Raw genomic sequence first — 23,993 nt, 5'->3', positions numbered from 1 at the left:
CTCGTCCCGATTCGTCGCGTCGAGATCCGCCCGCCCGGCGCCCACTGCGGTGAGTCGCCCGAGAATGCAGCCTTTCCGGCCGTTCGGGGACATTCTCGGGCACCTCAGCGGGCCTCGCGGGAGGCGGCCCGTGCGAGCATGCGGGGATGAGAACGCTGATCCTCGGAGGCACGGGCCGGCTCGGCGGGCACCTCGCGGCGGAGGCGCTGCGGCGCGGCCACGACGTGACCTGCCTCGTGCGCGGGACGGCCGTGCCGGCGGGGGCGTCCCTCGTCCGGGCCGACCGCGACCGCGACGACGCTCTCGACGCCGTGGCTGCGGTGCCGTGGGACGCGGTGATCGACGTCTCCTCGACCCCGCAGCACGTCCGCCGATCCGTCCGCGACCTGCGCTGCGGCGCCTACCTCCTCGTCTCGACCACGAGCGTCTACGCCGACAACACGGTCGTCGGAGCGGACGAGGACGCGGAGCTGCTCGCTCCCTCCGACGACCCCGCCTCGTACGGCGCCGCGAAGGCCGCCTGCGAGCAGGCCGTGCTGGCCGGATCCGCGCCGTCGCTGATCGCGCGCGCGGGCCTGATCGGCGGCCCCGGCGACCCGAAGAGCCGCTCCTCCTACTGGCCCTGGCGCTTCAGCACGCGGTCCGGGCCCGTGCTGGTGCCGGACGCGCCCGACCTGCTGACATCGGTGGTCGACGTGCGGGACCTCGCCGCCTGGCTGGTGGCGTCCGCCGAGGCGCGTGTGGAGGGCGTGATGAACATCTGCGGGACCCCCGTGCCGTTCGCCGAGCACCTGGCCGCGGCGCGCGGCGGATCGTCCGCCGAGACGATCGCGGTGCCGGAGGAGTGGCTGCTCGAGCGCGGTGTCGGCCAGTGGGCGGGTCCGGGCTCGCTGCCGCTGTGGATCGCGGATCCCGCCTGGAGGGGGATGAACGCGCGCTCGACGGCCCGGGCCGAGGCCGCGGGCTTCGAGCGCCGCGAGCTCGCCGAGACGCTGCGGGACGCGGCGGCCGCGCACGTGCCGGGACGCGGCGCCGGGCTGGGCGAGGAGCGGGAGCGGGAGCTGCTGGAGGAGTGGGGTGCGGGTGGGGTGTGAGGCGGCGGGCCGTCGAGGCTGAGTCGTCCGGACAGGGGCGGCTGGGGGAGCGCATGCGATCAGCGTGCGGCCGGTGTCAGGAAGCCCAGTACCCTCCGGAACCTCCGAGCACGACCTTCCCCTGTCGGACCGCATCGTCGATGGACGCCGCGACGAGACCGCGGATGTTGTCGGTCATTCGGAGGATGCCGAGATAGGTCATCGTCGCCCTGACCAGGGCGTAGTGATCGATCCCGGGGGTCGCCCGGGCGCACCGCGACACGGCGTTCGCGGCCTCGAAGGGGTCGATGTGCTCGTAGATCCGGTCGACTCCGAGGTAGGCACTCGTCCGAGCGCCGTCGTAGTCGTCGGGTCCGAGATCAGCGGGCCAGAGGAACCCCGGATCCGCTGGGCGCCGGAAGTGGTCGGGGAAGCAGTCGACGATGCTCTCGACCCGGGCTCCGCTGACCTTGCTCAGGTCGAAGGCCCCGGCGATCAGCTTGGCCGCGCGCGTCTCGTGGATGGGCCCCTCCGCCTCGACCACTTCGGACACCAGTTCGGCGATGGCTCGGCGGGAAGGCGCCGCGGGTAGGGCGTTCAGCACGTCCTTCGACCCGACCACGCGTTCCGGCCAGGCGGTATACGTCGTGACCTCGTCCGACGCGCTCGTCCTGGACTGCTCCGGTGCTGCGGGTACGGAGACTGGCTCGGAGCGTGACCGGAAGGTGCCGGCGACGACGTGGAAGCTCCGTGCGAGTTCCGGTGCGTCTTCCGCGACATCGACGACCTCCGATTCTGACGGGGTCGGAGCCGAGGGCTCGGCCTCCGGCAGCTCGACCTCCGGTGTCGCCGCCTGCTCGCCCCGCACGAGATCGTCCGCTCGCCGGACAGCCTCCCGCAGGCGCTCGATCACGGCGTCGCGATCGGCCAGCCATTCCGGCAGCCACACTCGCTCGACGGCGGGCCAGCCCATCGCGTTCTTGAGGACCGCGCCGGGGAGCCCGTCGCGATCACTGACTGTGCGCCGCCGGCGCCAGGAGGCTCCGTCCAGCAGCACGGCGACGAGAGGCCGACCGGGGTCCTCCGCCGTCGCCAGCGCGATGTCGACGCGGAACTCCGACAGTCCGACGTCGATGCGGGCGGCGAGGCCCGCGTCGATGAGCGCTGCCGCGAGCTCGTCCCGGTGTGCGTCGGGATGCGGGAGTCGGTCGAGGGCGTCGTGGACGCTGTCCGAGCCCGCCTGCGCGAGCTGCAGATAGGCCTTCAGGTGCTTCACGCCGATGGACTGAGTGTCGTCCGCCCGCAGCTCGGCCGGGTCGAAGCTGCAGAAGAGGACGACCTGACGGCGGGCTCGCGTGATGGCGACGTTCCAGCGCCGTTCGCCCCCGGCACGGGTGAGCGGACCGAACTGCAGAGGGACCACGCCCTTGTCGTTCGCGCTGAAGGCGATCGAGAACAGGATGGTGTCTCGTTCGTCGCCCTGCACGTTCTCGAGGTTCTTCACGAACAGCCCGTCCGTGACGTCGAGCGACCGGGCGATGCGCGGGTCGGACGAGCTCCGGAGCAGGCCGTCGATCAGGTCGCGCTGCTGCGCGTTGAACGTGATGATGCCGAGGGACGGGACGACGTCCGGCGACGCGTCGAAGCGGCGGTGGACCTCGGCGACGATCGCTTCGGCCTCCGCCGCATTCGTGCGCAGAGCCTTTCCTCGACCGGTGCGGATGAAGGTGCCCGCGACGCGGACGAAGGAGATGCCGTAGCCCTCCTGCCCGTCGCCGGCGTCATCGGCGTGCGGGGTCGGGAAGGACGAGAGCCGGCTGTCGTAGTAGCGGCTGTTGCTGAAGGCGATGAGCCGCTCGTCCTGGCTGCGGTAGTGCCAGGAGAGCCAGCGCGACGGGACCCGCGCCTGCGACGCCTCGGAGAGGATCGACTCCTCGTCCACGACGGTGTCCGCCGGAAGGGTCTCGTCCTCGACCGCGCCCGTCTCGGCGAAGCTCGTCGGCGGCATCTGCTTGCTGTCTCCGACGATCACTGCGCTGCGCGCCCTCCCTAGCGCACCCACGGCGTCGGCGACGCGGACCTGCGACGCCTCGTCGAAGACGACGATGTCGTAGAGGTCGGCGTCGACCGGCAGGAACCGGGCGACCGACTCGGGGCTCATCAGCGTGCAGGGCGCGAGCCGGGTGATGAGCGGACCGAAGTCGTTCATCAGGCGGCGCACCTTCAGACCTCCTCGCGACTTGTTCTCGAGCTGGCGCTTGAGGCCGCCCATCATCGTCGGAGGCAGGGAGCTCAGATCCCGACGCGCGAGCACCTGCGACGGGATGATGCGCGGCAGCTCGTTCCGCACGGCGCTCGCGCTGGTCGTGTAGCGGCCGAGGAGTCGCTCGTGCGCGGCCGCCTGGAAGCCGGCGAGCTCCGTGCTGGCGAGTCGCTCGTTCACCGAGGACGCGGCGAGGCCCTTCTCGAAGGCCAGGAGCGCGTCGTCGACGTCGCCTCCGCCCTCGAGGTACTGCCGGCGAGCCGTCGACATCCCCGCGTCGCGGAGCGGTTCGAGCCGAGCGAGGAAGGCCAGCCAGGTCTCCAGTGACCGGACGGCGCCGCGCCCCGTCCCGCGCTCGGCGGTGGACTGTCGCCACGCCTCCACAACGGGTCGACCACCGGCCCAGTCGTCCAGCTCCGCCGACGGTGCACCCGCGACGTCCAGCAGGGCGCGGTGTGCCTCGATGAAGCGCTGCAGCGCCACACCCAGGACCGCACGGTCGGGACGGACGTAGACCGATCGGATCAGATCGCGGTCGACCGACTCGTTCGCCTCCTCACCGATCACGACGAGCCGACGCAGGGTCCGCAGCACGCCGATCTCTCCCGAGATCCGCCGGAGGGTCTCGCCGTCGAAGGCGTTCCAGCGCTCGGGGGCGACCGGGGCGGGGATCTGACGGACGAGCTCACGAAGGTAGAAGGCGTGCTGTCGCGCGAGGAGGACGCGGTCGACCAGAGCGACGAGGCCGTCGAGGGGAACGCTCTCGGGGCCGGAGCGGAGGTAGGGAGTGAGGCGATCGCGGACGGAGCGGCGCATCCGCTTGCGCGAGAGCAGGCCAGCTCCATCCGCTTCCACCGCCGCAGCGCGGACGTCGTCGAGATCCGCGTCGATCACCCGCTCGTGGATGACGTCGAGCACGTCGAAGCGCAGCGGAGCGAGCCGTTGCAGTTCGTCCTGAGCATGAGCGAGGTGCGCGTCCCAGCCCGCATCGATGAACTGATCGAGGGTGACGAGCGGCCGTTCGTCCGCCTCCGTCCCTCTGATCGCGGGCGCGAGCAGGGCAGGGTCGGAGGCGGCTGCCAGCGCCGCCGCCGGGAAGTCCAAGCGGTTGAGCTCGAGCAGCGCCGCGTCGAGCTCGTCGGCCGCTTCGGCGACCCTGACCGGGAGATCGGGCGCGAGCCTCGAGGGTGAGATGAAGGACCACGGATGTCCGCGCCGAGGGCGCGCCGCGTGGAAGTCGTCCGGAAGCAGCCTGAGGGCATGTCGGACAGCGTCGAACTGCTCGAGGGTGCCGTTCTCGACGAACGCGCGCGTGACCTCGAGCTCTCGGATGTGCTCCTCCGCGAGCACCTCGCGCTGATGCGCCTCGTAGAGGGAGTACCCCGCGCCGTTCTCCTCGTGGACGTGGTCGGCGTACCGGCGGAGTCCACGCGCGGTCGACTCCACGGTGAGCTGCTGGGCGGCGAAGCCGTGCGAGTCGGGCTGGACGGAGAAGTCCAGCGCGGCGCGGATCTGCGCCCGGGCTTCGGCCGGACGCGCGCCCTTGTCGTGGAGGTCGAGGCAGAAGGGGCCGAGCCCGACCTCCTCCAGGCGCCGTTTCACGACGTCGAGTGCCGCCCGCTTCTCGGCGACGAAGAGGACTCGCTTGCCCTCGGCGAGCGACCTCGCGAGCAGATTGGTGATGGTCTGCGACTTGCCCGTCCCGGGAGGGCCTTCGAGGACGAAGGTCTTCCCGGCCACGGCGGCCGCGACGGCTTCGAGCTGAGAGGCGTCGGCAGGAACCGGCGCCTGCGCGGAGAGCGCGTCGAGATCGAGGTCGAGCTCCTCGCCCGCCGGGTCCTCGAACGCCTCGAGCGGCGTGTTGATCAGGTGGGAGACGAGAGGATTGCGGGCCAGGATCTCCCACTGCTCGTCGAGGTCCCGCCACAGCCGGAACTTGGCGAACTGCAGCACCGAGAGGTCGACCGTCTCCTCGACGCGGAAGGGGAGGCCGCGCTCGGTCAGGGTCGCGCGCACGGAGTCGAAGACCGCGCGCAGGTCGATGCCCGACTCGTCCTCGGCCGGAGTGGCGAGGCCGGGCAGGTCGAGTCCGACGCTGACCTTGAGCTTCTCCACCAGGCAGAAGTTGGGGGTCGACGAGCCGGACTCGTCGAGCGTGATCGTGAAGACCGAGCCGCGGGCCGTCTCCTTGATGGTGACCGGCACGAGGACCATCGGCGACCGGAGCTCCCGGTCGTCGAGCGTCCAGTGCAGAGTCCCGAACGCGAGGTAGAGGTTGTTCGCGCCGGTCTCCTCGACGATCGTCTTCGCCGACGCGGCGAACTTGCGGAGCTTGTCGGTGTAGGCGGCGGAGGTGACGTCGACGAAGACCTGCTTCTTATCGAACAGCATCTCCGTCCGGATCTCGGCCGGCAGATCTCGCCCGCTGTGCATTCCGCGCTCGCGGGCGATCTCGGAGACGGTGTCGGACGACACCAGCTGTATCGGAGTCGCTCTATTGATCACGTCTTCGAAGCGGGCGAGATCCGTTCCCGGCACGGCCAGAGAGAAGCCCGCGCGGTCCGTGTAGTTGATCAGTCGGTTACGGAGGCTCAGGTCGAGAAGCGCGTTCTTCCAGGTCGCCACGCGGGCCGGGCCGGTGACCACGTCACGTCTGCGACCGCGCCCTGCACCGGCGAAGTCGAACACGATCTCCGAATCGCCGGGCTTGTACTCGTGCACGGTCACAACGCCGTCGGACGTCACCGCACGACTCGGAAGAGGATAGACGCCGCCGTTGCGAGCCTCTCTGATGTCAGCGACACCCTTCAGATCATCGCTCTTCGAAGCGAGCTCTTCGCGGGCCTCACGGTGGGCTTGCGCGATCGTCGCCGACTCTCCGGTGAGCATGGTCGTCTCGACGACGCGGATCAGATCGCTGTCGGCGAGGTTGATCGCCGTGCTGACATCGGTCGAAGCTGCGGCACCGAGAGTGCGATCGACTCGCCAGTAGCCCAGAAAGATGTGCCCCTTGGTGAGCCAGAGAGTGCTGTTGATGCCCGCCTGTTCGAGAACAGCGGCCAGTGTCAGGGTGGTGTCGAGACAGGTGCCGAGCCGCCCGTCCAGCACCTCAGAGGGAGTCCGGGTCTTCTGACCACCTTCCCTGCGTCCGTCCTCAGTCACTCTGCCCCAGCTTGCGGGCGGCGCCGTGTAAGCGATCTCCCTGGCTCTGATCGCGTCCCAAACGGCCTCGACGATCGCATCGACCCGTGTCGGGTCGTGAGTCTGATAGCTGTTGAGTGCCGAATTGCCCGTCGCCTCGCCGAGGAGGTCCGCTGCCTCGCGCAGCACCTTCTCGACGACGACCGCATTCGGCTGCACGAAGGACGGAAGAAGCTCCAGCCCGAGCTGAGTCGGAACGAGCCGCCACTCACTGGCAGCGAGAACCAGTACATCGACGCTCGTGCTGGCGATCTTGTCGCCGTCGGCGGTCCGGAGCGTTGCGCGAATGCTCCCCGACCGCCGTTGCTCGACCCCGAGCATGCGTTCGGGGTCGAGAGTGAGGGCGACGTTCTCCAGGTCCTTGTCCTGCTCGGCACCCAGGTCGAGACGAATGGTGCGGGGGCCGCCCAGCGAACCGTGCGCGTCGACGACCTCGAGATCGAGGGAGGCACCGCGGAGTTCGTCCCCGCCGTTCCGGATCGAAACGCGCTTGACGGGTTGGATCCGAGCGCTGGCCATCGCGTAGGAGAGCTCGTCGTGGGTCTCGAGGTGGACGGTGACGCGAGGAGCCTGCGGAACATCATCGACCACCACTGTCAGCCCCTCGTAGCGGGCCGCTCCGCGCGGCCGCCGCAAAGGAGGCTCGGCCGTGGGAGCGCTCGGCGCGTTCGTGTCGTCGACGGGCGTGTCCTCTGTGCCTGTGACCATCGATGCCGGTTCGGTCGCCGCCTCGCTCTCGGACGCCGTCTCGGTCGGTGCGACCTCGGAGAGGTCGGTGTTCTCGGTTCCGTCGGCCTCTGCCAGGATCTGACGCCGCACCTCGCCCAGCTCCTCGGCGAGGTGGTCCATCGCGACCTCCTGCAGCAGGGTCTGAGCGGCCTGAATGGCCCGATTGGTCATAGGGCGGTCGAACTTCTCACCGTGGGCCCAGAGATTGCGCACCTTCCGGAGGTATTTGAGAGATCCCTCCGCCAGGGGCGATATCGCGCGGGTGAACGGCCGACCCAAGGGATCGAGATCCGAGGTGAGCAGCCTCACCAGCTGATTGAAGTCGCGTTCGCCGTACCGCTGGTTCCTGGTCTGGGGGCTCGGGTCGGCGGCGTCATGGCGTCGGAGGACGACGGTCCAGTCCTCATCCGGCCCGATGTGGGACGCCAGCACACTGTTCACCGTCGGGAGCAGTCCGTCGACGACCGCGTTCAGTGCTCGGTCGACGAGCCGGCGGTACTCGAGATCATTCATTCGACGGGATCCCCCTCAGGTCCGCGGCGCGACACAGCGTCGGTCGATCCTATTGATGCGCACGCATACTCGCGATCCGGCGCGGACGAACTGCTCATGCCTCTCCGGCACTGGACCGGCCATCACGTACGAGTGTTCGTGAGATGACGTCCGATGTATCCGATGTAGATCCTCCCGGAGCGGTCCGTGTCGTCGAAGTAGTGCATCCTCGGCGCGAAGGAGTCGTTCGTCGACACCTTGAAATGCGCAGGCATCAAGACCGATCCCGAGGAGTCCACGTCATCCGGAACCGGCAGCACTCGTTCGCGTGCCCAGGCGGCGTTCGCGAGGACCGACTCGCTCTCGGTCGCCGCATGACGTGAGGCCGGGCACTTGAAGCCCGCCGGGGCGCTGTCGGAGGTCAGGTACGTGTGGACCGTGCCGCGCTCCCAGCCTCTCGCCTTCGCCTCCGCATAGTCGTGCAGGACGTGCACGAACTCCCAGACCTTCGACGAGTACTGTCCGAGGCCGTCCCGCTTGTCGACCTCCTCGGCGTCGGAAGCGCGTCCGCAGAACACGACCCGCTGCGCGATGAAAGCTCTCTCGGGGTCCGACGTCTCATCGGGCAGCAGGGTGGCGAGGACCTCCGACATGGAGCCCGGCGGCTCCCACTTGGCGTCGAGCGGCACGTCGAGCCTGTCGAAGGCATGCAGTGCGGCGAGCTGCTCGCGGAAGTACCGAGCCTCGCGCTCGGCTCGGCGCAGGGCTTCGCTCTCGACCGCGAGATCGAGGAACACCGCGTCGATCCGCTGGTTGAGCTCGGTGTTCTCCTTCGTCAGGGCAGCCTGCTCGCGACCCTGGCGCTCGAGCTCCTCCTCGGCGACGAGCACCTCGGACGCGCGGGTCTCGATGAACTGGTCGAGAAGATCGATCGTCTTCTCGTCGGCGTCGTCCCGGTGGATCCACCGTCTGATCAGTCCGCGGACCCGGGTCAGAAGGGGGAAGCCGACAGGACGGGCGTCGGACGCCGGGAGCTCGTCGGAGAAGGACAGCAGGCCCTCCAACGACGTACCCGCATCGACCGAGGATCGAGCAGAGACCGGAGCCGGAGCCGGCGCAGGTGCGGGCGGGACTGCCGGCCCTGGAGCAGCGACGCGGGCGTCGACGAGAGCCCGTCGGTGCACCTTGTTCTCCGCTTGCGCCAGCTCCTCCATGGCGACGCGTACGTCGTCCGGTAGACCGAGGGCGAGGAACCGCTTCTTCATCGCGGCTGCATGCGTCACCTGGAGGCGTTCCGAGACGTGCCCGTTCGAGATCGACCGCGCGAAGGTGGCGGGCCCGAGGATGCGGTGCCGGAGGGCGTCCTGACGGGAAGTGAGATCGACGTCCGGCAGGAAGGTTCGCACTCGTCCAGGAGGTACCTGGTGGCTGTCGGGGAGGCGATGCTCGAACAGCTCAGCGGCTGACGCGCTGACGACGAAGGTCGTCGCGACTCCATGGCTCTTCTTCGTGAGGCTCGCGACGATGCGGGTGAACCGCTGGTCGGTCTCCGAGTCGACCGATGTCGCGACGATCACCGAGCAGGTCCGAGTGGGGTCGGTGAGGGCGGCGATCACGTCGTCCACTCCTTCGGCGTCCTGGATGAGGACGGGCGCCGCCGTGAGCCGCGTCCGTCCCTCGACCACGACGGAATCGCGGAGCAGCGTGCCGACGATGTTCGGAGGTGCGACGACTTCGACCGGATCGACGTCACCCTGACCGGTGACGCCTGCCTCGACGACCAGGGACTGCGAGAATCCGGTGGACTCGGGCGCGGAGATCGCCAGGACGGAGACGTCGAACGTCTTACCCGAGTTGGTCTCCGAGAACCGGTAGCGGCGGAGCCATCTGCTGTTCGCCGGATCGTCGCGATGGGTGGCGATGAGTCGACCGCTCCCACCCAGATCGAATTCGCCCTCGCCGACCCACTCGGCCTTCTCGAGTCTGCCGCGCTTCGACCCCGACCGGAGTTTGGACCTCAACCACTCCTGGAGAGCCTTCTCGGCCACGTCGATCGCGTCGGCCGAATCGTCCAACCTGAGTACGGCTCTGTATCCGATGACCATGCCTGACCCCCTGTTTCTCGTCACGGTAGCGGACTGCTCCGACATCGATCCGCCTGTCGTCTTCGGCCGACCGGTCGTATCCGGTGCATGGCGGTCGAATCTCCGACGTGACTGCACATTGGCCACCCGCCGGTCAGGCGAGTGGGCGTCGCGGATGTCGCCGACGTCGGGAGGGACTCTTGTCCGTGACCCGCTTCGAGCCTGACTGACGATCATGACCTGCCTGGATCTTCCCCGGTTCGCGGTTCGCGCAGTGGTGCTCCGGTAGCGTGCGCAAATGGCTCCTTTCACGGAACTCCACTTCACCGAGCACGACGTCAGAGACGGTGGATCGCTCGCACTCTTCGTCGAGGATCGCTCCCGATGCGGTATCTACTGGCTGGACTTCGAGGACGGTGCCTCCTACGTCGGTCAGTCCGTGAACGCGCGTACTCGTCTCGCGTCTCATCGACGTCGGTGGAGCGACGTGACCACCGCACGATTCGCTGAATGTCGGGCGGAACGGTTGGACGAGCTCGAACTCGCTGTGATCCAGCACGTCCAGAGGACACGCCCTCTTCGGAACATCCTCCTCACATCCCGTCCCGGCGGGCTCGACGACCTGATCGTCACCATCAGGGAGGGCGCCTCCCTCGCTCTGCCCTGGGAGCGCGAGCGCCGCGGTCGACTTCTCGAGGAGACGGTCGGTCCGCCGAGTGGGAGGCAGACGAATGCGAGCTGGGAACGACTGCGTCTCCATGAGGACTATCCACGCCTCGTCTCCTCCTTGAGGACGTTGCTCCTCGAGTCGTTCCCCAGTCCGGCGCAGACGCAGGAGCTCCTGTGGACGCTGACGGCCCTGCCCTCCACGAACCGGAGCGCCGGGTGGCGACGTCTGTGCACACTCAGTGCCGGACGTCTGGAGATCCTCCGAGTCTTCGAGGAGGACCTGAACGGCCAGAAGGTTCTGCACTGGTTCCTCAACCTGCACCCCGAAGCGTCGCGGAGGAGAGTGCGCTCGGCTCTGGCGGAAACGGACGCTCAGGATTCGACGGTTCGACGAGTCGCCTACAGGGCGGTACCGGAGCGGGTATGGACGATCGGCGCCGTCGGGCTCGGTTCGCTGGACGCGCTCCTGGAGGACGAACACGTTCTGGATGAGGCCTACCGTCTCGTCGTCATGCTGATGAGGCAAGGTCTGAACCCGCTCCGACGTCACCACAATCACCCGTTCGCCAGTGATGTCCTCAGAACATCGGCGATCGTCCCGACCACGTCATGAGGACTCCACCGGCGGCGGCATCGCTGGGAGCCGATCCCGTCGGCGCACCCCGACGCCGCTTCCTCGAGGGACACCGGCGCCGGGGACGACCACCCGTGATCCGTCGGATCAGTCGCGATTTCGCTTGAACAGCCCAGCGACCTTGCCGCCGACGGCGTCGGCGGCGCCGGCGACTGCAGACGCCGCGCCCTTGACCGCGGTGAGCGCCTGAGCCTCGTCCGGAATGCCGTCGCCGTCGAGGTCGACGCTGCGGAACGGCCTCGACACCGCGCCGGCCGCACTGGCGACTCCCTCACCCACCGCGCCGGCGGTCCCCGCGACCCAGGTCCCGGTCGACTTCGCCGCGTCCTCGAGGGCGGCGAGAGCGCGGTTCGGCTCCGAATCGTCGTCCTCCTCGTCGATCACCACGGCGAGGGCGAGGTGCGCGGGGAACTCCTCGGGCGCCTCCGGGAAGGCTGCGCGGGAGGCGGTGATGACCTCGCGGCCGAAGACGAAGCGGACGATCCCTCCCGACAGCGCACCGACTCCGTAGTCGACCGCCGCTTGCTGCTTGCCGCTCAACGTGTCGCGGACGCCGGCGAGCTGGCCGGTCTGGATGGTCTGGACGAGGTCCTGGGCGCCACCGGCCGGGAGGGACTTCGCGAGAGTGCTCGCCCAGGCGGAGCGCTCGACGGCTGTCGTCGGTCCGGTGACGGTGTCGCCCGTGGACACGGCGGCGACGTCGGACGCCATGGCCGCGATCTGCGCGCCGCCCACCCGGTCGTTCGTCAGGCCGTAGACCAGCGCCTGAGCTTGATCCTTGTCGAGGTCCATCTCGTGGATGTCGGCGATCGCCAGCGCGAAGATCGCCGTGATCTCGAACTGCAGCTGCTCGTCGCCGGCGGGGAGGAGGCTCGCGGCCCGCTGCGCACCCGACTTCGCGGCGCCGAGGGCGACGTTCTTCGCGGCAGTCTTCACGGCGGCCTTCGTCGCCTCCTTGGTCGCCTTCTTCGCGGCCTGCGTGCCTGCGCTCTTCACCCCGGCGGCAGCGGCTCCTACTCCGGGGATCATCGCGATGCCCACGTCGGCTGCGATGGCGCCCGCCGAGATCAGAGCGCCCGCGGCGGTGATGGAGGTGCCGTAGTGGCGCTCGAGCATCCGCACCAGTTCGGCGGGCGTCGCATCGGGGCGCCTGCGCCGCAGCTTCATGACGTACTTGCGCGCGATCGTGTGGCGGGCGCTCACCGCCTTCGCGATGTCGTGGACGGCCTCCTCCGCGGCGAGCTCGGTCTGCAGCGTGATCGGTTCGACGGCGATCGCCTCGTCGACGGTCTCGATGGTCTGGTCCTCGGTCATGGTCGTTCCCCTCTGATGTGTCGTGTTCAGCCGGCGGGCTGCCCGCTCGAAGCGGGGTGGTGGTGGCGTCGCGCGATGATCGGTGAATCAGGCCGACGTCGGTTCCGGCGATGTCGGGGTCAGCGTCTCAGACCTCGAGGTGTCGTCCGCTGCCACGAGCACCCGGTTCACACCGCCCCCTCCCGCTCCGTCGCGTACCGCGGAGCCATCGACTCCATCTGCTCCATCACGAGCTTGATGGCGCCGGCCTGCTGGTCCGGTGGGTACCGGTAGCGCACGAGGAGCCGCTTGATCGAGGAGCGGAGCTTCGCGCGGACGTCGTCGCGGACCGTCCAGTCGGTGCGGACATCGCGGCGCATCGTCTGCACCAGCTCGCGCGCGATCTGCGCGAGCGTGTCCTCGCCCTGCAGGGTCACCGCCGAGTCGTTCTGCGCGACCGCGTCGTAGAAGGCGACCTCGTCGCTGCTCAGCGGAGGATCGAACCGCTTGCCGCGGTCGGCCTCGTCCGAGATCTCCTTCGCCAGCTCGACCATCGCCGCGATGACCTCGGCCGAGGTCAGCTGCTGATTCGTGTACTTCGTCATCAGCTCCGCGATCCGGGCGGAGAACGCCTGGCTGCGCACCACGTTGTTGCGCGTCGCCGCACTCGACTCGTCGACGAGGAGCTTGCGCAGCGCCTCGATCGCCAGGTGCGGGTTGCGCGCCTTCTGCGTCTTCTCGACGAACTCGGGGGTGAGCTGATCCAAAGACGGCTTGGGCATGCCGGCGGCGTCGTAGATGTCGAGCACCTCGCCGGTCGCGGTCGCCTGGGCGAGCAGCTGCCCGAGCAGGCGCTCGATCTCGGCGGGGATCGGCTCGCCGTTCGCCTGCCGCTCCTCGGCGTCGAACTTCGCCATCCAGATGCGGACGTCCTCGTAGAACGAGATCTCGGGACGGAGCTCGGCGAGGTTCTGCGCGCCCGAGGCGAGGGCCCAGGCCCGCGAGAGCTTGCTCGCGAGCGCTCGGAACCGCGCGGCCGGATCCTCCTGGCCCTCGGCGGTCGACTTCGACCGCGAGCGGAGGAAGTTGACGGCTCCCGACGCGGCGTTGAGGTACGCCTTCGGGTGCGGCGAGGCGAGCTCGGCCCGCCAGTCGTGGTCGGCGAGGAGCGTGCGCAGCTCGGCGACCATCTCGACAGCGATCGCCACAGCCTCGTCGACGTTGCGGCCGACGGGCTTCTCGGCCTGGTCCGCCGCCGTGTACTCGGCGAGAGCCGCCGTCAGGTTGTCGACGAGCGGGGCGTAGGCGACGAGCAATCCGTCCTGCTTGCCGCGGAAGGTACGGTTGACACGGGCCAGTGTCTGCATGAGCAGCGCACCCTTGAGGGGTCGGTCCAGGTAGAGGGTGTGCAGCGGCGGCGAGTCGAAGCCGGTGAGCATCATGTCCTTCACGATGACCAGCTCGAGCTCGTCGTCGACGTCCTTCATCCGCTTCTTGATGACGGCGTTCTCGGAGTCGCGGCGCACATGCTCGACGACCGGCGAGACGTCGGAGGGGGTGCCGGAGTAGACGACCTTGATCCGGGCATTCGTCGTCCCGTCGCCGTGCCACTCGGGCTTCAGCGCCACGATCGCGGAGTAGAGGCGAGCGCAGATCTCGCGCGTCGCCCCCACGATCATCGCCTTGCCGGGAGAGGAGATGGTCGCCTTCATCCGCTCGCTGCGCTCGCTCCAGTGCCGCACGATGTCCGCGGCGAGGGCGTCGATCCGCTCGGGTGCGCCGTAGAGCGCGTTGATGACGGCGACGCTCTGCTCGATGCGGGTCCGCTCGGTCTCGTCGAGACCGACGGTCGCCTCGTCCGCGGCCGCGTCGATCTGCTCCTGGCTCACCCCTTCGGCCAGCTCGACCTTGATCAGCCGCGGCTCGAACGAGACGGGGACCGTGGCGCCGTCCTCGACCGCGCGGCTGAGGTCGTAGATGTCGATGTAGTCGCCGAAGACCTCGCGGGTGTCGCGGTCGTCGAAGCTGACCGGGGTTCCGGTGAAGGCGATGAGGGTCGCATTCGGCAGCGCGTTGCGGAGGTGCCAGGCGTAGCCGTCGAGGTCGTCGTAGTGGCTGCGGTGCGCCTCGTCGACGATCACGATCACATTGCGCCGGTCGGACAGCAGCGGGTGTGCCGCCTTCGCGTCGCGCTCCTCCTTGCTGAGCCCGAACTTCTGCAGCGTCGTGAAGTAGATGCCGCCGGTGAGCCGGTTGCCGATCTGCTCCCGCAACTCCGCCCGGCTGCTGACCTGCTTCGGCTTCTCGGGCAGGAGGAGGCTGCGCTCGAATCCGGAGAAGAGCTGCCCGTCGAGCTCCGTGCGGTCCGTGATGACGACGACCGTGGGGTTCTTGAGGTGCGGGTGCCGGGCGACGAGGTTCGTGTAGAGCTCCATCTCCATCGACTTGCCCGAGCCCTGCGTGTGCCAGACGACGCCGGCCTTGCCGTTGCTGTCGACCGCGGTGATCGTGCGGCCGACGGCCTTGGCCACCGCGAAGTACTGGTGCGGCTTGGCGATGCGCTTCTCGAGGCCCTCGGCGCCCTGGTCGAAGGCGGTGTAGTTCCGCAGGATCTGCAGGAACCGCGCCTGGTTGTAGAGCCCGTCGAGGGCGCGCTCGAGCGGAGTGACGACGTTGCCGTCGTCCTCCCGCTCGTCACGTCCGACAGGCTTGCCGTCCTCGTCGACGTTCCACGGCGCGAAGTGGTTGAGCGGCGTGAAGGGGGTCCCGTACTGCGCCTCGAGCCCGTCGGAGGCGACGGTGAAGACGCAGAACCGGAACGCGAGCGGGAACTCGCGCAGATAGGTCTGCAGCTGCGCGTGCGCGGCGGCGACCTTCGTCGCGTCGCTGCCGGCCCGCTTGAGCTCGAGGATGCTGACCGGCATGCCGTTGACGTAGAGGACGAGATCGAACCGGCGCTTGTGGTCGCCCTGATGGATCGTGACCTGGTTGACCGCCAGCCAGTCGTTGTCGTCGGCCTCCGCCGCGAGGAGCCGCACCGTCACGTTGCGCTCGACGCCGTCGGCCTCGAGATAGGACAGGCGGTACCCCTCGACGAAGAACCGGTGGATCCGGTGGTTCTCGGTGATCGCGTCCTGCGAAGAGGGCGTGGAGATCTCGGCCGCCGCCTGTGCCAGGTAGGTCGGCGGAATCGTGGGGTTCAGCTTCTGCAGCGCCGAGAGCAGTCGCGGGCGGATGAGCAGCTCGGACCAGGAGTCGCGCTCGCCGCTTCCCGGAGCGATCTGCTCGCCGCGGAGCGGCCGCCACATCAGGTGCTCCTCGCCGAGCCGGTCGAGGGCGAGCTCCTCCCACTGCGCCTCCGAGAACCCGGCCATCAGAGCACGTCCTCGACGGCGCGCTCTGCGTCCTTGACGTGGAGCTTGCCGGACATGAGGGCGGGGAGAAGAGTGTCGCGGAGTGCTTCCAGCCGTGACGCTTCCGCAAGGGAAATGTCAATTGTCTGTCGGAGCAACGACGCCTTCTCGTTGAAAGTTTTCAGGTCTACTTTCCCTGGATCGGGCATCGGGCAGTTGACGATAACTTTTGCATTCATGTTCGACTGGACGGACCCTTGCTTGGAGAACTGCACGTAGTCCAAATAAGCCTGCGATTGAAGGAAGTGATAAACGAATGCACTTTGAGTGGGGTCGTGGACTTTAAGGCGAACCAGATAAGACGCGAACACCGCTTCCAGCGGGTCGGAGGAGATCCACGCCGACTTTCCAGGATCGGCCATTCGGGCGACGACGATGTTGCCGGGAGCTAACTTGTACCTAATCATGTCCGCGGGACTCGGATCGCAAAATGGGACTGATTCCCACGTAATCCAAGGGCGCTTATTTATATCCGTCACACGAAGTAGTTGCGCGGGTCCGCCCGTGGCCGGAGTTGTGAGGCCGTATTGTGTTGCCACAAGGTCACCTAGGAGCACGGAGCCGCCGGCATTCCGACTGACTTGCGAGTATAGAGCGGCGGAGAGGGCCCATGACGCATGCGCGGTGCGCTGATTGGCGGCAATCTTGTCGTCGAGTGCGCCCAGCACCTTCGCGATTGATCGCTGCTCACTAAGCTCAGGAATTTGAATTGACCAATCGCCAAAGCGGTTCAGTGGGATGCGATCTACTGTCGCGCCACGAATGGCCTTCGCTTCGATCTGTTCACGCATCGCGGGGCCTCGGTACGCGTAGAGCAGAAAGCGCGGATCAACGACCGACCTCTTCGGTCTCAAGATTGCCATGCGCCTTCCTAGGCAAGCTCGGATTTCGGCGGGCATCAGCGCGGCGTCACCTAGTCGCGTCTCGTAGGAGAACAGAAGATCGCCCTCTATGGGGGTGACGCGACGCGTCCAGGTGACGAAGTCTTCTTCGGAGACTCGGTCGGAGTGCTCGAGGGCAAGGCGGCCGTCGATGAGCGAAGAAATATTGAGGAAATGCGGTCCTTTGTTTGTCCTTTTCGGCGTGGCGTGTGGCCCGTCAAATATGTCGCCCAGGTCCTGGACCTTTACCTCTCGCCACGCGCTCACAGCACACGCTCCAGCTGCTCGCGCACGACCGTCGCGAGGCGGTCGGACTCGTCCATCGCCGCGAGCAGCTCGCCGCGCAGGCGCGCGATCTTCTCTTCGAGCGGCTCCCCGTCGTCGGCCAGCTCGGCCGCTCCGACGTAGCGACCCGGGGTGAGCGCGTAGTCGTTCGCCGCGATCTCGGCGTTCTTCGCCGAGTAGCAGAACCCCGCCTTGTCCTCGTAGGCGACCCCTCCCGCCGAGCGGGTGCCGCGCCAGGCGTGCACCGTCCCCGCGATCGTCGCGATGTCCTCGTCGCTCAGCGCCCGCTCCGCGCGGTCGACCATGTAGCCCATGTTCCGCGCGTCGATGAAGAGCACCTCGCCGCGGCGGTCCGTGACGCCTCCGCGACCCGGCGTCTTGTCCTTCGCCAGGAACCAGACGCAGACCGGGATGCCGGTGCTGCGGAACAGCTGCGTGGGCAGCGCGATCATGCACTGCACCAGGTCGGCCTCGACGAGCTGGGCGCGGATGGCGCCCTCGCCGCCGGAGTTCGACGACATCGAACCGTTCGCCATCACGACGCCGGCGCTGCCGCCGGGCGCGAGCTTCGAGACGATGTGCTGGATCCAGGCGTAGTTGGCGTTGTTCGCCGGCGGCACTCCGTAGGCCCAGCGCGGGTCCTCCTCGTTGCGCGCCCAGTCCTTCACATTGAACGGCGGGTTCGCGAGCACGAAGTCGGCCTGCAGCTGCGGGTGCTGGTCGCGGCGGAAGGTGTCCTCCCAGCGCGGGCCGAGATTGCCGTTGAGCCCGTGGATGGCGAGGTTCATCTTCGCCAGCCGCCAGGTCCGCTCGTTGAGCTCCTGTCCGTAGACGGAGAGGTCGCTGCCCTCGCGGTCGTGCGCCTCGAGGAACTTCTCGGTCTGCACGAACATGCCGCCCGACCCGCAGCACGGGTCGTAGATCCGGCCCTCGTGCGGCTCGAGCACCTCGACGAGCACCCGGACGACGCTCGACGGCGTGTAGAACTCGCCACCGCGCTTCCCCTCGGCGCGGGCGAACTTCTCGAGGAAGTACTCGTACACCTCGCCGAGCAGGTCGCGGGCGCGCGTCGAACCCTCGCCGGTGAAGCGCGCGGAGTTGAAGATGTCGACGAGCTCGCCGAGACGGCGCTGGTCGACGCTGTCGCGGTTGAAGATCTGCGGCAGCGTCGCGGCGAGGCCGCTGTTGTGCTCCATCAGGAGGCCCATCGCCGCGTCGACCAGCTCGCCGATCGACCGCGCGGGCTCGACCGCCGAGGCCTCGGTGCCCTTCGCGTTCTCGGCGAGGTGACCCCAGCGCGCGGGCGCCGGCACCCAGAAGACGCCGCGGCCCACGTACTCGTCGACGTCGTCGATCAGCTCACCGATCTGGTCGTCGTCGAGGCCGTCGGCGGTCAGCTCGGCACGGATCTGGGCGCGGCGCTCCTCGAAGGCGTCGGAGACGTACTTGAGGAAGACGAGCCCGAGGATCACGTCCTTGTACTGCGAGGCGTCCATCGAGCCGCGGAGCTTGTCGGCGGCCTTCCAGAGCGTGTCCTTCAGCTCCTTCATCGTCGACGGAGCGAGGGGGACGGCGGTCTTGGCGGTGCGGGCTGCCATCAGCTGCCTTTCTGTGCGGTGCCGGCGACGTCGTCGGCGGCGGTCTCGGTGCGGGTGGGAAGTAGGGGGTGGCGGATGCTGCCGTGAACGGCGCCATCGGAGATCAGGGTCTCGAGCTCGCCGAGGGCCTGAAGTCGACGCTCGGTCTCGGCCCGCAGCTCGATGATGCGCGACAGCGCCGACATCAGGGGCGGGACGCGCTCGGGCAGGACCCGGCGGACCGTCCAGTCGCGCCAGCGGCAGGAGCTCGGGGGCCGACCGGCGATGTCGGCGGCGAGCAGGTCGGGAACGAGGCCCGAATCCGGGTCCACGATCGAGAGGATGCGGGCCGGGTAGGCGACGACGGAGCCGCCTTCGTGATCGACCATCGCGGCGAGCGGCGAGGTGCAGAAGACGACGTCGCCGGGCTGCGTACGCGCCGAGCGTCCGTGCGCCCGTTCGAACTCGAGGATCCCGATGCGGCGCGAGCCCCGCTCGGTCTCGCCGAGGAGCTCGGGCTCGCCGAGCACGACGTGGCCGGTGGTTCCGATCTCGGTCTCGATGAGACGGGTGCCCGCGCGGTAGCGCAGCGCCTTCGAGGCGCACAGGGCGCCGATCGCCTGCGGAGCGAGCGACGCGACCTCGGCGTCGGCAGCCACCGGTTCGGCGGCCAGGTCCGCGACCGTCTCGCCGACGTCCCCGAGGAGCTGCTCGATTCGGACGGCTCGCGCGGCGGCGGCGTCGAACGGGACACGCCCCACTCGCGGCCCGCGGCTGCGCTGCGTCAGGAGGGAGCCGGACTGGGCGAGGACCGCGGTGGCGGCCTCCACTCGGCCGAACGCGAAGGCGTGCGCCCTCAGATCGGCCGCCCGGCCCATCGTGGCGAAGACGTCGCCGACGATCAGCGACCGCACGGCCGCGTCGAGCGTCCGCTCACCGACGTCGGCGAGCAGGGTCCACCGCCGACCCTCGTCGACCCTGCCGTCGGCGGGGCCGACGACCCACAGGGCGAGGGACTGACGGGGATGAGCGGGCAGAAGGCCTTCGGGGAGTCGGACGATCGCCCGAATGCGTCCGTCGCGTAGGGCCTCTCGCCGGAGGGTCGCTGCGGCGGCCGGCAGGCGATCGCAGAGTGCCGCGGCCGGACCGATGATCACCCCGCGCTGGGTGGAGGGCATGCCGAGGAGGAGCTCGTCGATCGCCTCCAGCACGGGGCCGGCCGCGGTCGTCGTCGCCCCCTCGTGCGGGAACTGCGCGACGAGTGTCTCCACGGCGCTCCCGCTCGTCTCCTCGTCGAGGCCGAGGTCGCGCCAGCGGACACCGTGAGCGGCGAGCCGTCGGCGCGCGCGGCGTCCGGCGCTCGCGTCGGACGGAGCTCCGAGGACGGCGTCGAACTCGCCGCCGTCGCCCGCGCGGATGCCGACGGAGAGGATCAGCGCTGCGCAGACGCCGGTCGGGTCGACCACAGTCCCGGTGGCGTCGCGTCCTGCGAGGACGAGGGCGATGTCGGCGACGAGAGCTTCCGCCTCCGGGTCGAGTGCGGTGCGCTCGGGAGCGGCCGGTCGTGCCCGGTCGAAGGCCGCGCCGGGCGTCCAGGCCGCCTCGACAGCGGCATCGGCCTCGAGGGCTGCTGTCATGAGGCGGGGTCCCAGCGCCTCGATCTCGGAGACGAGCCAGGCGTCGCCGGGATCGATTCCGCGAGCCGTCGCGACGAGATCGTCGACGGCGGCCAGCTCCTCGCCGAGCTGCGCGCGCAGAGCGACGAGGGCGTCGAAGGCGTCGGGCTCTCGATCCGCGGCTCGACCGAAGGAGAGGACGTCGGCAGTCGCCTCCGGGTTGTTGCCCTTCGCGGTGGCAGCGAGCCACGCGGAGACGTCGCCGGCGGAGAAGCGCTCCGAGCCGACCGCTCCTGCCACGGGCGCGGGGAACGGCGCGGTGCTGCCGCGAGCACGGGAGCGCCAGGCCGAGACCGTCGGGCGCCGGACGCCGGCGAGCGCGGCGATGTCGGAGAGGGAGAGCAGGGTGTCGGTCATCGCGCCTCCTCCATCTACGTGATCCGGGCCGGTGAGTCGAAACTACTGCGTCCCTGCTAATCCGGACGTGTTCATGCGATAAGGGGGCTTATCGCTGTTCTGCTCGCTGCATCGTCTACTCCGCCTCCAGTCTTCACATCACCGCAGTGGCACTCGCCGCCGCACCGTCGCCGAGGAGGCATCGTGCCCTACATCCGCCGCATCTCCGTCACCGCACCCGGGACCCGCAACGAGCACATCGTCGCGGTCCAGCACTCCGTTCGTCCGACCGGCCCCCTGCACTCCGAGCCGGTGAGCTCGATCGTCGGCCGCATCGACGGAGGTTCGGTCTTCCGCTCCCACAACGACCGCACCGGCGCGGAGGCCCCGGTCATCGCCCGGCGCTCGACTGCCGGCCGCCGCTACATCGCGACGGTCTCCAACGGCGTCGAGTCCGACAACCTGCTCTCGCTGCCGAGGTACTGATCATGGTCGACGACCAGACCGGCCCCGTGCCGGCGTACCCCGCTCCCCGCCCGGGTCAGCTCGCTCCCGAGCGGGGACGGCGCGCTCTCCCGACGGGAGACACGGATCGCCCGGCGGAGAGCACGGTCCCCGCTCCGGAGGCCCACGCTCCGGCGCCCGAGGTCCCCGCCGCGGAGGGCGGCACCACTTCCGCGCTCGCCGGTCCGCAGCGACGGCGGGCGGCACCGTCGCTTCCGTGGCTCCTGCCGGTGCTCACGGCGGCCGGCGGCCTCGTGATCGGCGTCCTCCTCGGGCTCTGGGTCCTGCCGGCGATCGGCTCCGCCGTCGGCTCGGTCGGGCCGACCGCCATCGAGAGCGCCCTCGAGACGTGCGACGTCTCTCCCGGCGGGTACTTCGCGCTCGGCGACGACGGCACGAGCCTCTCGATGCAGACGGAGGGCGCGGAGAGCCCCGGAGCGGATCTCGCGGACGTCGCCTGCGTCCTCTCCGAGGTCGACGTGCCCGACAGCGTCCTGACCCGGATCGACAGCACGCGCGCCCTCGACGGCCGACAGGAGGCGTCCTGGGACGACCTCGACGCCTCGTGGGGCTACCACCCCGACAACGGACTCGACCTCGTCCTCGAGCGACACCGCGACTGACCCGCCCCCTGAACGGAGACCCTCATGTCCACCACTTCCCAGAAGTCCTTCCTCACCGCCTGGCTGCTCGCCCTGCTGCTCGGCGGCGTCGGCGCCGACCGCTTCTACCTCGGCAAGCCCGGCACCGCGATCCTCAAGCTGCTCACCTTCGGCGGTCTCGGGATCTGGGTGCTCATCGACCTGATCCTCCTGCTGACCGGCGCCACCCGGGACGGACGGGGCAGGCCGCTCGAGGGCTACTCCCGCGCGAAGGTCCCGGCCGTCGCCGTGACCGCGGGCCTCCTCGCGCTGTCGGTCGTCGTCGGCGCGGTCTCCGGTTCGCGGGATCCGGCGCCGGAGCGCCCGGTCGCGGCCGCCTCCGCTCCTGCTGAAACGGAGCCTGCCGAGCCGACGCCCGTCGAAGAAGCGGCCGAGGCATCGGCCGAGCCCGCACCCGCCGAGACCCCTCAGCCCGCTTCCGTGGTCGACGAGAGCGCGGAGACCGCCGCGTGGGCGACCGACGAGTTCGGCACCTTCACCTCCGTCACCGAATCGGGAACCGGTGACAGCGTCGTGACGCTGCCCGCCGGCGCGACCGCGGGAGTCGTGACCGCCGAGTACTCGGGCGACGGCAACTTCGCCGTCCAGATCATCGACGCACAGAACGCCTCGACCGGGGAGCTGCTGGTCAACACCATCGGCACCTACTCGGGAACCACCGTCTACGGCTTCAACTCCTTCGGCACGGGCGCCTCCGCGCAGATCACCGCGAGCGGCCCGTGGACGCTCCGCTTCGACCCCGTCTCGGCGGCTCCGGTGCTCGCCGAGAGCGGTACGGGGGACGCCGTGTTCCTCTACTCCGGCGACGCCTCGCGCCTCACCGCCTCGCACCAGGGCTCGGCGAACTTCGTCGTGCAGGAGGAGACCGGCGGTTTCGGCTTCGGGCTGCTCGTGAACGAGATCGGGACCTACTCGGGCACCGTCCCGCTCAGCGCCGGCCCCTCCGTGGTCTCCGTGACGGCCGACGGCTCGTGGACGCTGACCCTCGGATGAACGGCGACGAGCACGGCGCCGTGCCCTGGGACGCGGACGACGTCTCCGGTCCGTGGCAGTCTGACGAACACCTGTCGACCACTCCCGGGGGAGCCCTCATGCCGAAGAATCCGACCGCCGACGCGACGTCCGAGGAGGACGAGGCCGCTCGAGCCGACGTCGAGGAGGAGACGGGGAGGCTGCGCGCCTTCGTGTCGAGCCTGACCGCGGACGACGTGAAATCCGGCAACTGGTTCGAGAAGCTCCTCGCCCAGTCGCTGAAGACCTACACGGACAAGGTCGACGCGGAGTACTTCCAGAAGAAGTACCGGGGAGTCCCGGCCGACGGAATCGTCGACCGGCGCATCAAGACGGCGGCGAACTACGCCGCCATCGAGGGAGGCCTGTCGGCGAGCGCCTACACCGCGACCGTCGCCGCGACGATCGGAAGCCTCGGAGGAGCGAGCCCGCTCACCGTTCCCGCCGCCGTGACCAGCGTCCTCGTCGACGTCGCCTTCCTCACCCAGCTGCAGATCCGTCTCGCCTGGGACGTCTCCGTCCTCTACGGGATCCGCCTCGACCCGACGGACCCGGAGGACCTGTGGAAGCTCATCCGGGTGGCGTTCACCATCAAGGGTGGCGAGGTCGTCAGAGAGGGAGTGCTGAAGGCCGCGCCCGCCCTGATCCGTCCGTTCGTCAAGAGGTTCTACTCCGGTCCCGCCCTCGCCGCGGCGAAGGGACTGCCGGTCGTCGGCAAGCACCTCCTGCAGCGCAATGTCATCAAGATCGCGATTCCTGCGGTCGGCGTCCCGCTCGCCGTCGGCCTCAACCACTGGACGACCGTCCTCGCCGGGCGTCACGCCCAGGCCGTCTTCCGCAATGAGGCGCGGGTGATCGAGATCGCGACAGGGTTGGCCAGGCGGACGCGTCATCCGCAGCTCATGCTCTGGACGGCCTGGCTGGTCATCACTGCGGACAAGAAGGTCTCCGACGACGAGGTCCTGCTCATGCGGCACCTGGTCGCCCTGGTGCGGGAGACGCACGAGGTTGTCGACGAGCGGCTCGCCCGCGTCGTCGACATGGATCCGGACGATGTCTGGGAGCGGATGGCCTCGGAGGAGGGAGACCTCTCGGACGTGCTCGACGCGGCTCAGCGAGTGGCGGCCGTGGACGGTGAGGCGAGCGCGGCGGAGAACGCCGTCCTCGCCGAGATCGCCCGCCGCGCGGACCGCTCCTGACGATCCCGCAC

General features: G+C 69.3%; 13 protein-coding genes. 6 read left to right on the top strand and 7 right to left on the bottom strand.

Features of this window, described 5'->3' with window-relative positions:
* Positions 1 to 146 precede the first annotated feature (146 nt).
* Positions 147 to 1,094: an NAD-dependent epimerase/dehydratase family protein gene (locus C5C24_RS05820; RefSeq protein WP_104304519.1), complete on the top strand. Its 948-nt coding sequence runs from the start codon at positions 147 to 149 to the stop codon at positions 1,092 to 1,094.
* 76 nt (positions 1,095 to 1,170) lie between these two features.
* Here the strand turns inward: C5C24_RS05820 and C5C24_RS05815 are convergent, their stop codons facing one another.
* Positions 1,171 to 7,779: a DUF3320 domain-containing protein gene (locus tag C5C24_RS05815; protein WP_104304518.1), complete on the bottom strand. Its 6,609-nt coding sequence runs from the start codon at positions 7,777 to 7,779 to the stop codon at positions 1,171 to 1,173.
* A 122-nt stretch (positions 7,780 to 7,901) separates the two neighbouring features.
* The gene (locus tag C5C24_RS05810; RefSeq protein ID WP_104304517.1) at positions 7,902 to 9,833 is read right to left on the bottom strand and encodes a hypothetical protein; all 1,932 of its coding nucleotides are present in this window, start codon (positions 9,831 to 9,833) and stop codon (positions 7,902 to 7,904) included.
* A gap of 307 nt (positions 9,834 to 10,140) precedes the next feature.
* Here C5C24_RS05810 and C5C24_RS05805 point away from each other — a divergent pair, with 307 nt between their 5' ends.
* Complete coding sequence (locus C5C24_RS05805; protein ID WP_146082530.1) at positions 10,141 to 11,124, top strand: GIY-YIG nuclease family protein; 984 nt, start codon at positions 10,141 to 10,143, stop codon at positions 11,122 to 11,124.
* 108 nt (positions 11,125 to 11,232) lie between these two features.
* Here C5C24_RS05805 and C5C24_RS05800 read toward each other — a convergent pair whose 3' ends face one another.
* The 5 genes from C5C24_RS05800 to C5C24_RS05780 all read right to left on the bottom strand — a co-directional run bounded on the left by C5C24_RS05800 (position 11,233) and on the right by C5C24_RS05780 (position 20,627).
* Positions 11,233 to 12,459 carry a hypothetical protein gene (locus C5C24_RS05800; RefSeq protein WP_104304515.1) on the bottom strand — a complete coding sequence of 409 codons (1,227 nt, stop codon included), beginning with the start codon at positions 12,457 to 12,459 and terminating at the stop codon, positions 11,233 to 11,235.
* A gap of 167 nt (positions 12,460 to 12,626) precedes the next feature.
* Positions 12,627 to 15,812 carry a type I restriction endonuclease subunit R gene (locus C5C24_RS05795; protein WP_104304514.1) on the bottom strand — a complete coding sequence of 1,062 codons (3,186 nt, stop codon included), beginning with the start codon at positions 15,810 to 15,812 and terminating at the stop codon, positions 12,627 to 12,629.
* Positions 15,812 to 16,999 (bottom strand): restriction endonuclease subunit S, encoded by a 1,188-nt coding sequence (locus C5C24_RS05790; RefSeq protein WP_104304513.1) that lies wholly within the window; start codon positions 16,997 to 16,999, stop codon positions 15,812 to 15,814. The genes C5C24_RS05795 and C5C24_RS05790 overlap by 1 nt, the downstream gene beginning before the upstream one ends.
* Positions 16,996 to 18,615: a class I SAM-dependent DNA methyltransferase gene (locus C5C24_RS05785; RefSeq protein WP_219812838.1), complete on the bottom strand. Its 1,620-nt coding sequence runs from the start codon at positions 18,613 to 18,615 to the stop codon at positions 16,996 to 16,998. The genes C5C24_RS05790 and C5C24_RS05785 overlap by 4 nt, the downstream gene beginning before the upstream one ends.
* A complete protein-coding gene (locus C5C24_RS05780; protein ID WP_104304512.1) occupies positions 18,615 to 20,627 on the bottom strand; it encodes a hypothetical protein in 2,013 nt (670 codons plus the stop codon). The genes C5C24_RS05785 and C5C24_RS05780 overlap by 1 nt, the downstream gene beginning before the upstream one ends.
* A 183-nt stretch (positions 20,628 to 20,810) precedes the next feature.
* Here C5C24_RS05780 and C5C24_RS05775 point away from each other — a divergent pair, with 183 nt between their 5' ends.
* The 4 genes from C5C24_RS05775 to C5C24_RS05760 are packed head-to-tail and all read left to right on the top strand — an operon-like array spanning position 20,811 to position 23,982.
* Positions 20,811 to 21,092, top strand: a complete 282-nt coding sequence (locus C5C24_RS05775) for a DUF3892 domain-containing protein (protein WP_181118513.1) — start codon at positions 20,811 to 20,813, stop codon at positions 21,090 to 21,092.
* A 2-nt stretch (positions 21,093 to 21,094) separates the two neighbouring features.
* Entirely contained in the window at positions 21,095 to 21,733 is a 639-nt protein-coding gene (locus tag C5C24_RS05770) for a hypothetical protein (RefSeq protein WP_104304510.1), read from the top strand.
* A 24-nt stretch (positions 21,734 to 21,757) separates the two neighbouring features.
* A complete protein-coding gene (locus C5C24_RS05765) occupies positions 21,758 to 22,765 on the top strand; it encodes a TM2 domain-containing protein (RefSeq protein ID WP_104281977.1) in 1,008 nt (335 codons plus the stop codon).
* Entirely contained in the window at positions 22,744 to 23,982 is a 1,239-nt protein-coding gene (locus tag C5C24_RS05760; protein ID WP_219812837.1) for a TerB family tellurite resistance protein, read from the top strand. Before C5C24_RS05765 ends, C5C24_RS05760 begins: the two co-directional genes overlap by 22 nt.
* The last annotated feature ends 11 nt before the right edge of the window (positions 23,983 to 23,993 follow it).

It is taken from the genome of Rathayibacter sp. AY2B3 (assembly GCF_002931755.1).
In the GTDB taxonomy this organism is placed as follows: domain Bacteria; phylum Actinomycetota; class Actinomycetes; order Actinomycetales; family Microbacteriaceae; genus Rathayibacter.
The sequence above is the reverse complement of the archived record's forward strand: the minus strand, read 5'-3'. Positions and strand labels throughout refer to the sequence as shown.

What these genes read in the sequence shown, in the direction of transcription:
- C5C24_RS05820 (WP_104304519.1), top strand. Translation starts at nt 147, where the DNA reads ATGAGAACGCTGATCCTCGGAGGCACGGGCCGGCTCGGCGGGCACCTC.
- C5C24_RS05815 (WP_104304518.1), bottom strand. Translation starts at nt 7,779, where the DNA reads ATGAATGATCTCGAGTACCGCCGGCTCGTCGACCGAGCACTGAACGCG.
- C5C24_RS05805 (WP_146082530.1), top strand. Translation starts at nt 10,141, where the DNA reads ATGGCTCCTTTCACGGAACTCCACTTCACCGAGCACGACGTCAGAGAC.
- C5C24_RS05800 (WP_104304515.1), bottom strand. Translation starts at nt 12,459, where the DNA reads ATGACCGAGGACCAGACCATCGAGACCGTCGACGAGGCGATCGCCGTC.
- C5C24_RS05795 (WP_104304514.1), bottom strand. Translation starts at nt 15,812, where the DNA reads ATGGCCGGGTTCTCGGAGGCGCAGTGGGAGGAGCTCGCCCTCGACCGG.
- C5C24_RS05785 (WP_219812838.1), bottom strand. Translation starts at nt 18,615, where the DNA reads ATGGCAGCCCGCACCGCCAAGACCGCCGTCCCCCTCGCTCCGTCGACG.
- C5C24_RS05780 (WP_104304512.1), bottom strand. Translation starts at nt 20,627, where the DNA reads ATGACCGACACCCTGCTCTCCCTCTCCGACATCGCCGCGCTCGCCGGC.
- C5C24_RS05770 (WP_104304510.1), top strand. Translation starts at nt 21,095, where the DNA reads ATGGTCGACGACCAGACCGGCCCCGTGCCGGCGTACCCCGCTCCCCGC.
- C5C24_RS05765 (WP_104281977.1), top strand. Translation starts at nt 21,758, where the DNA reads ATGTCCACCACTTCCCAGAAGTCCTTCCTCACCGCCTGGCTGCTCGCC.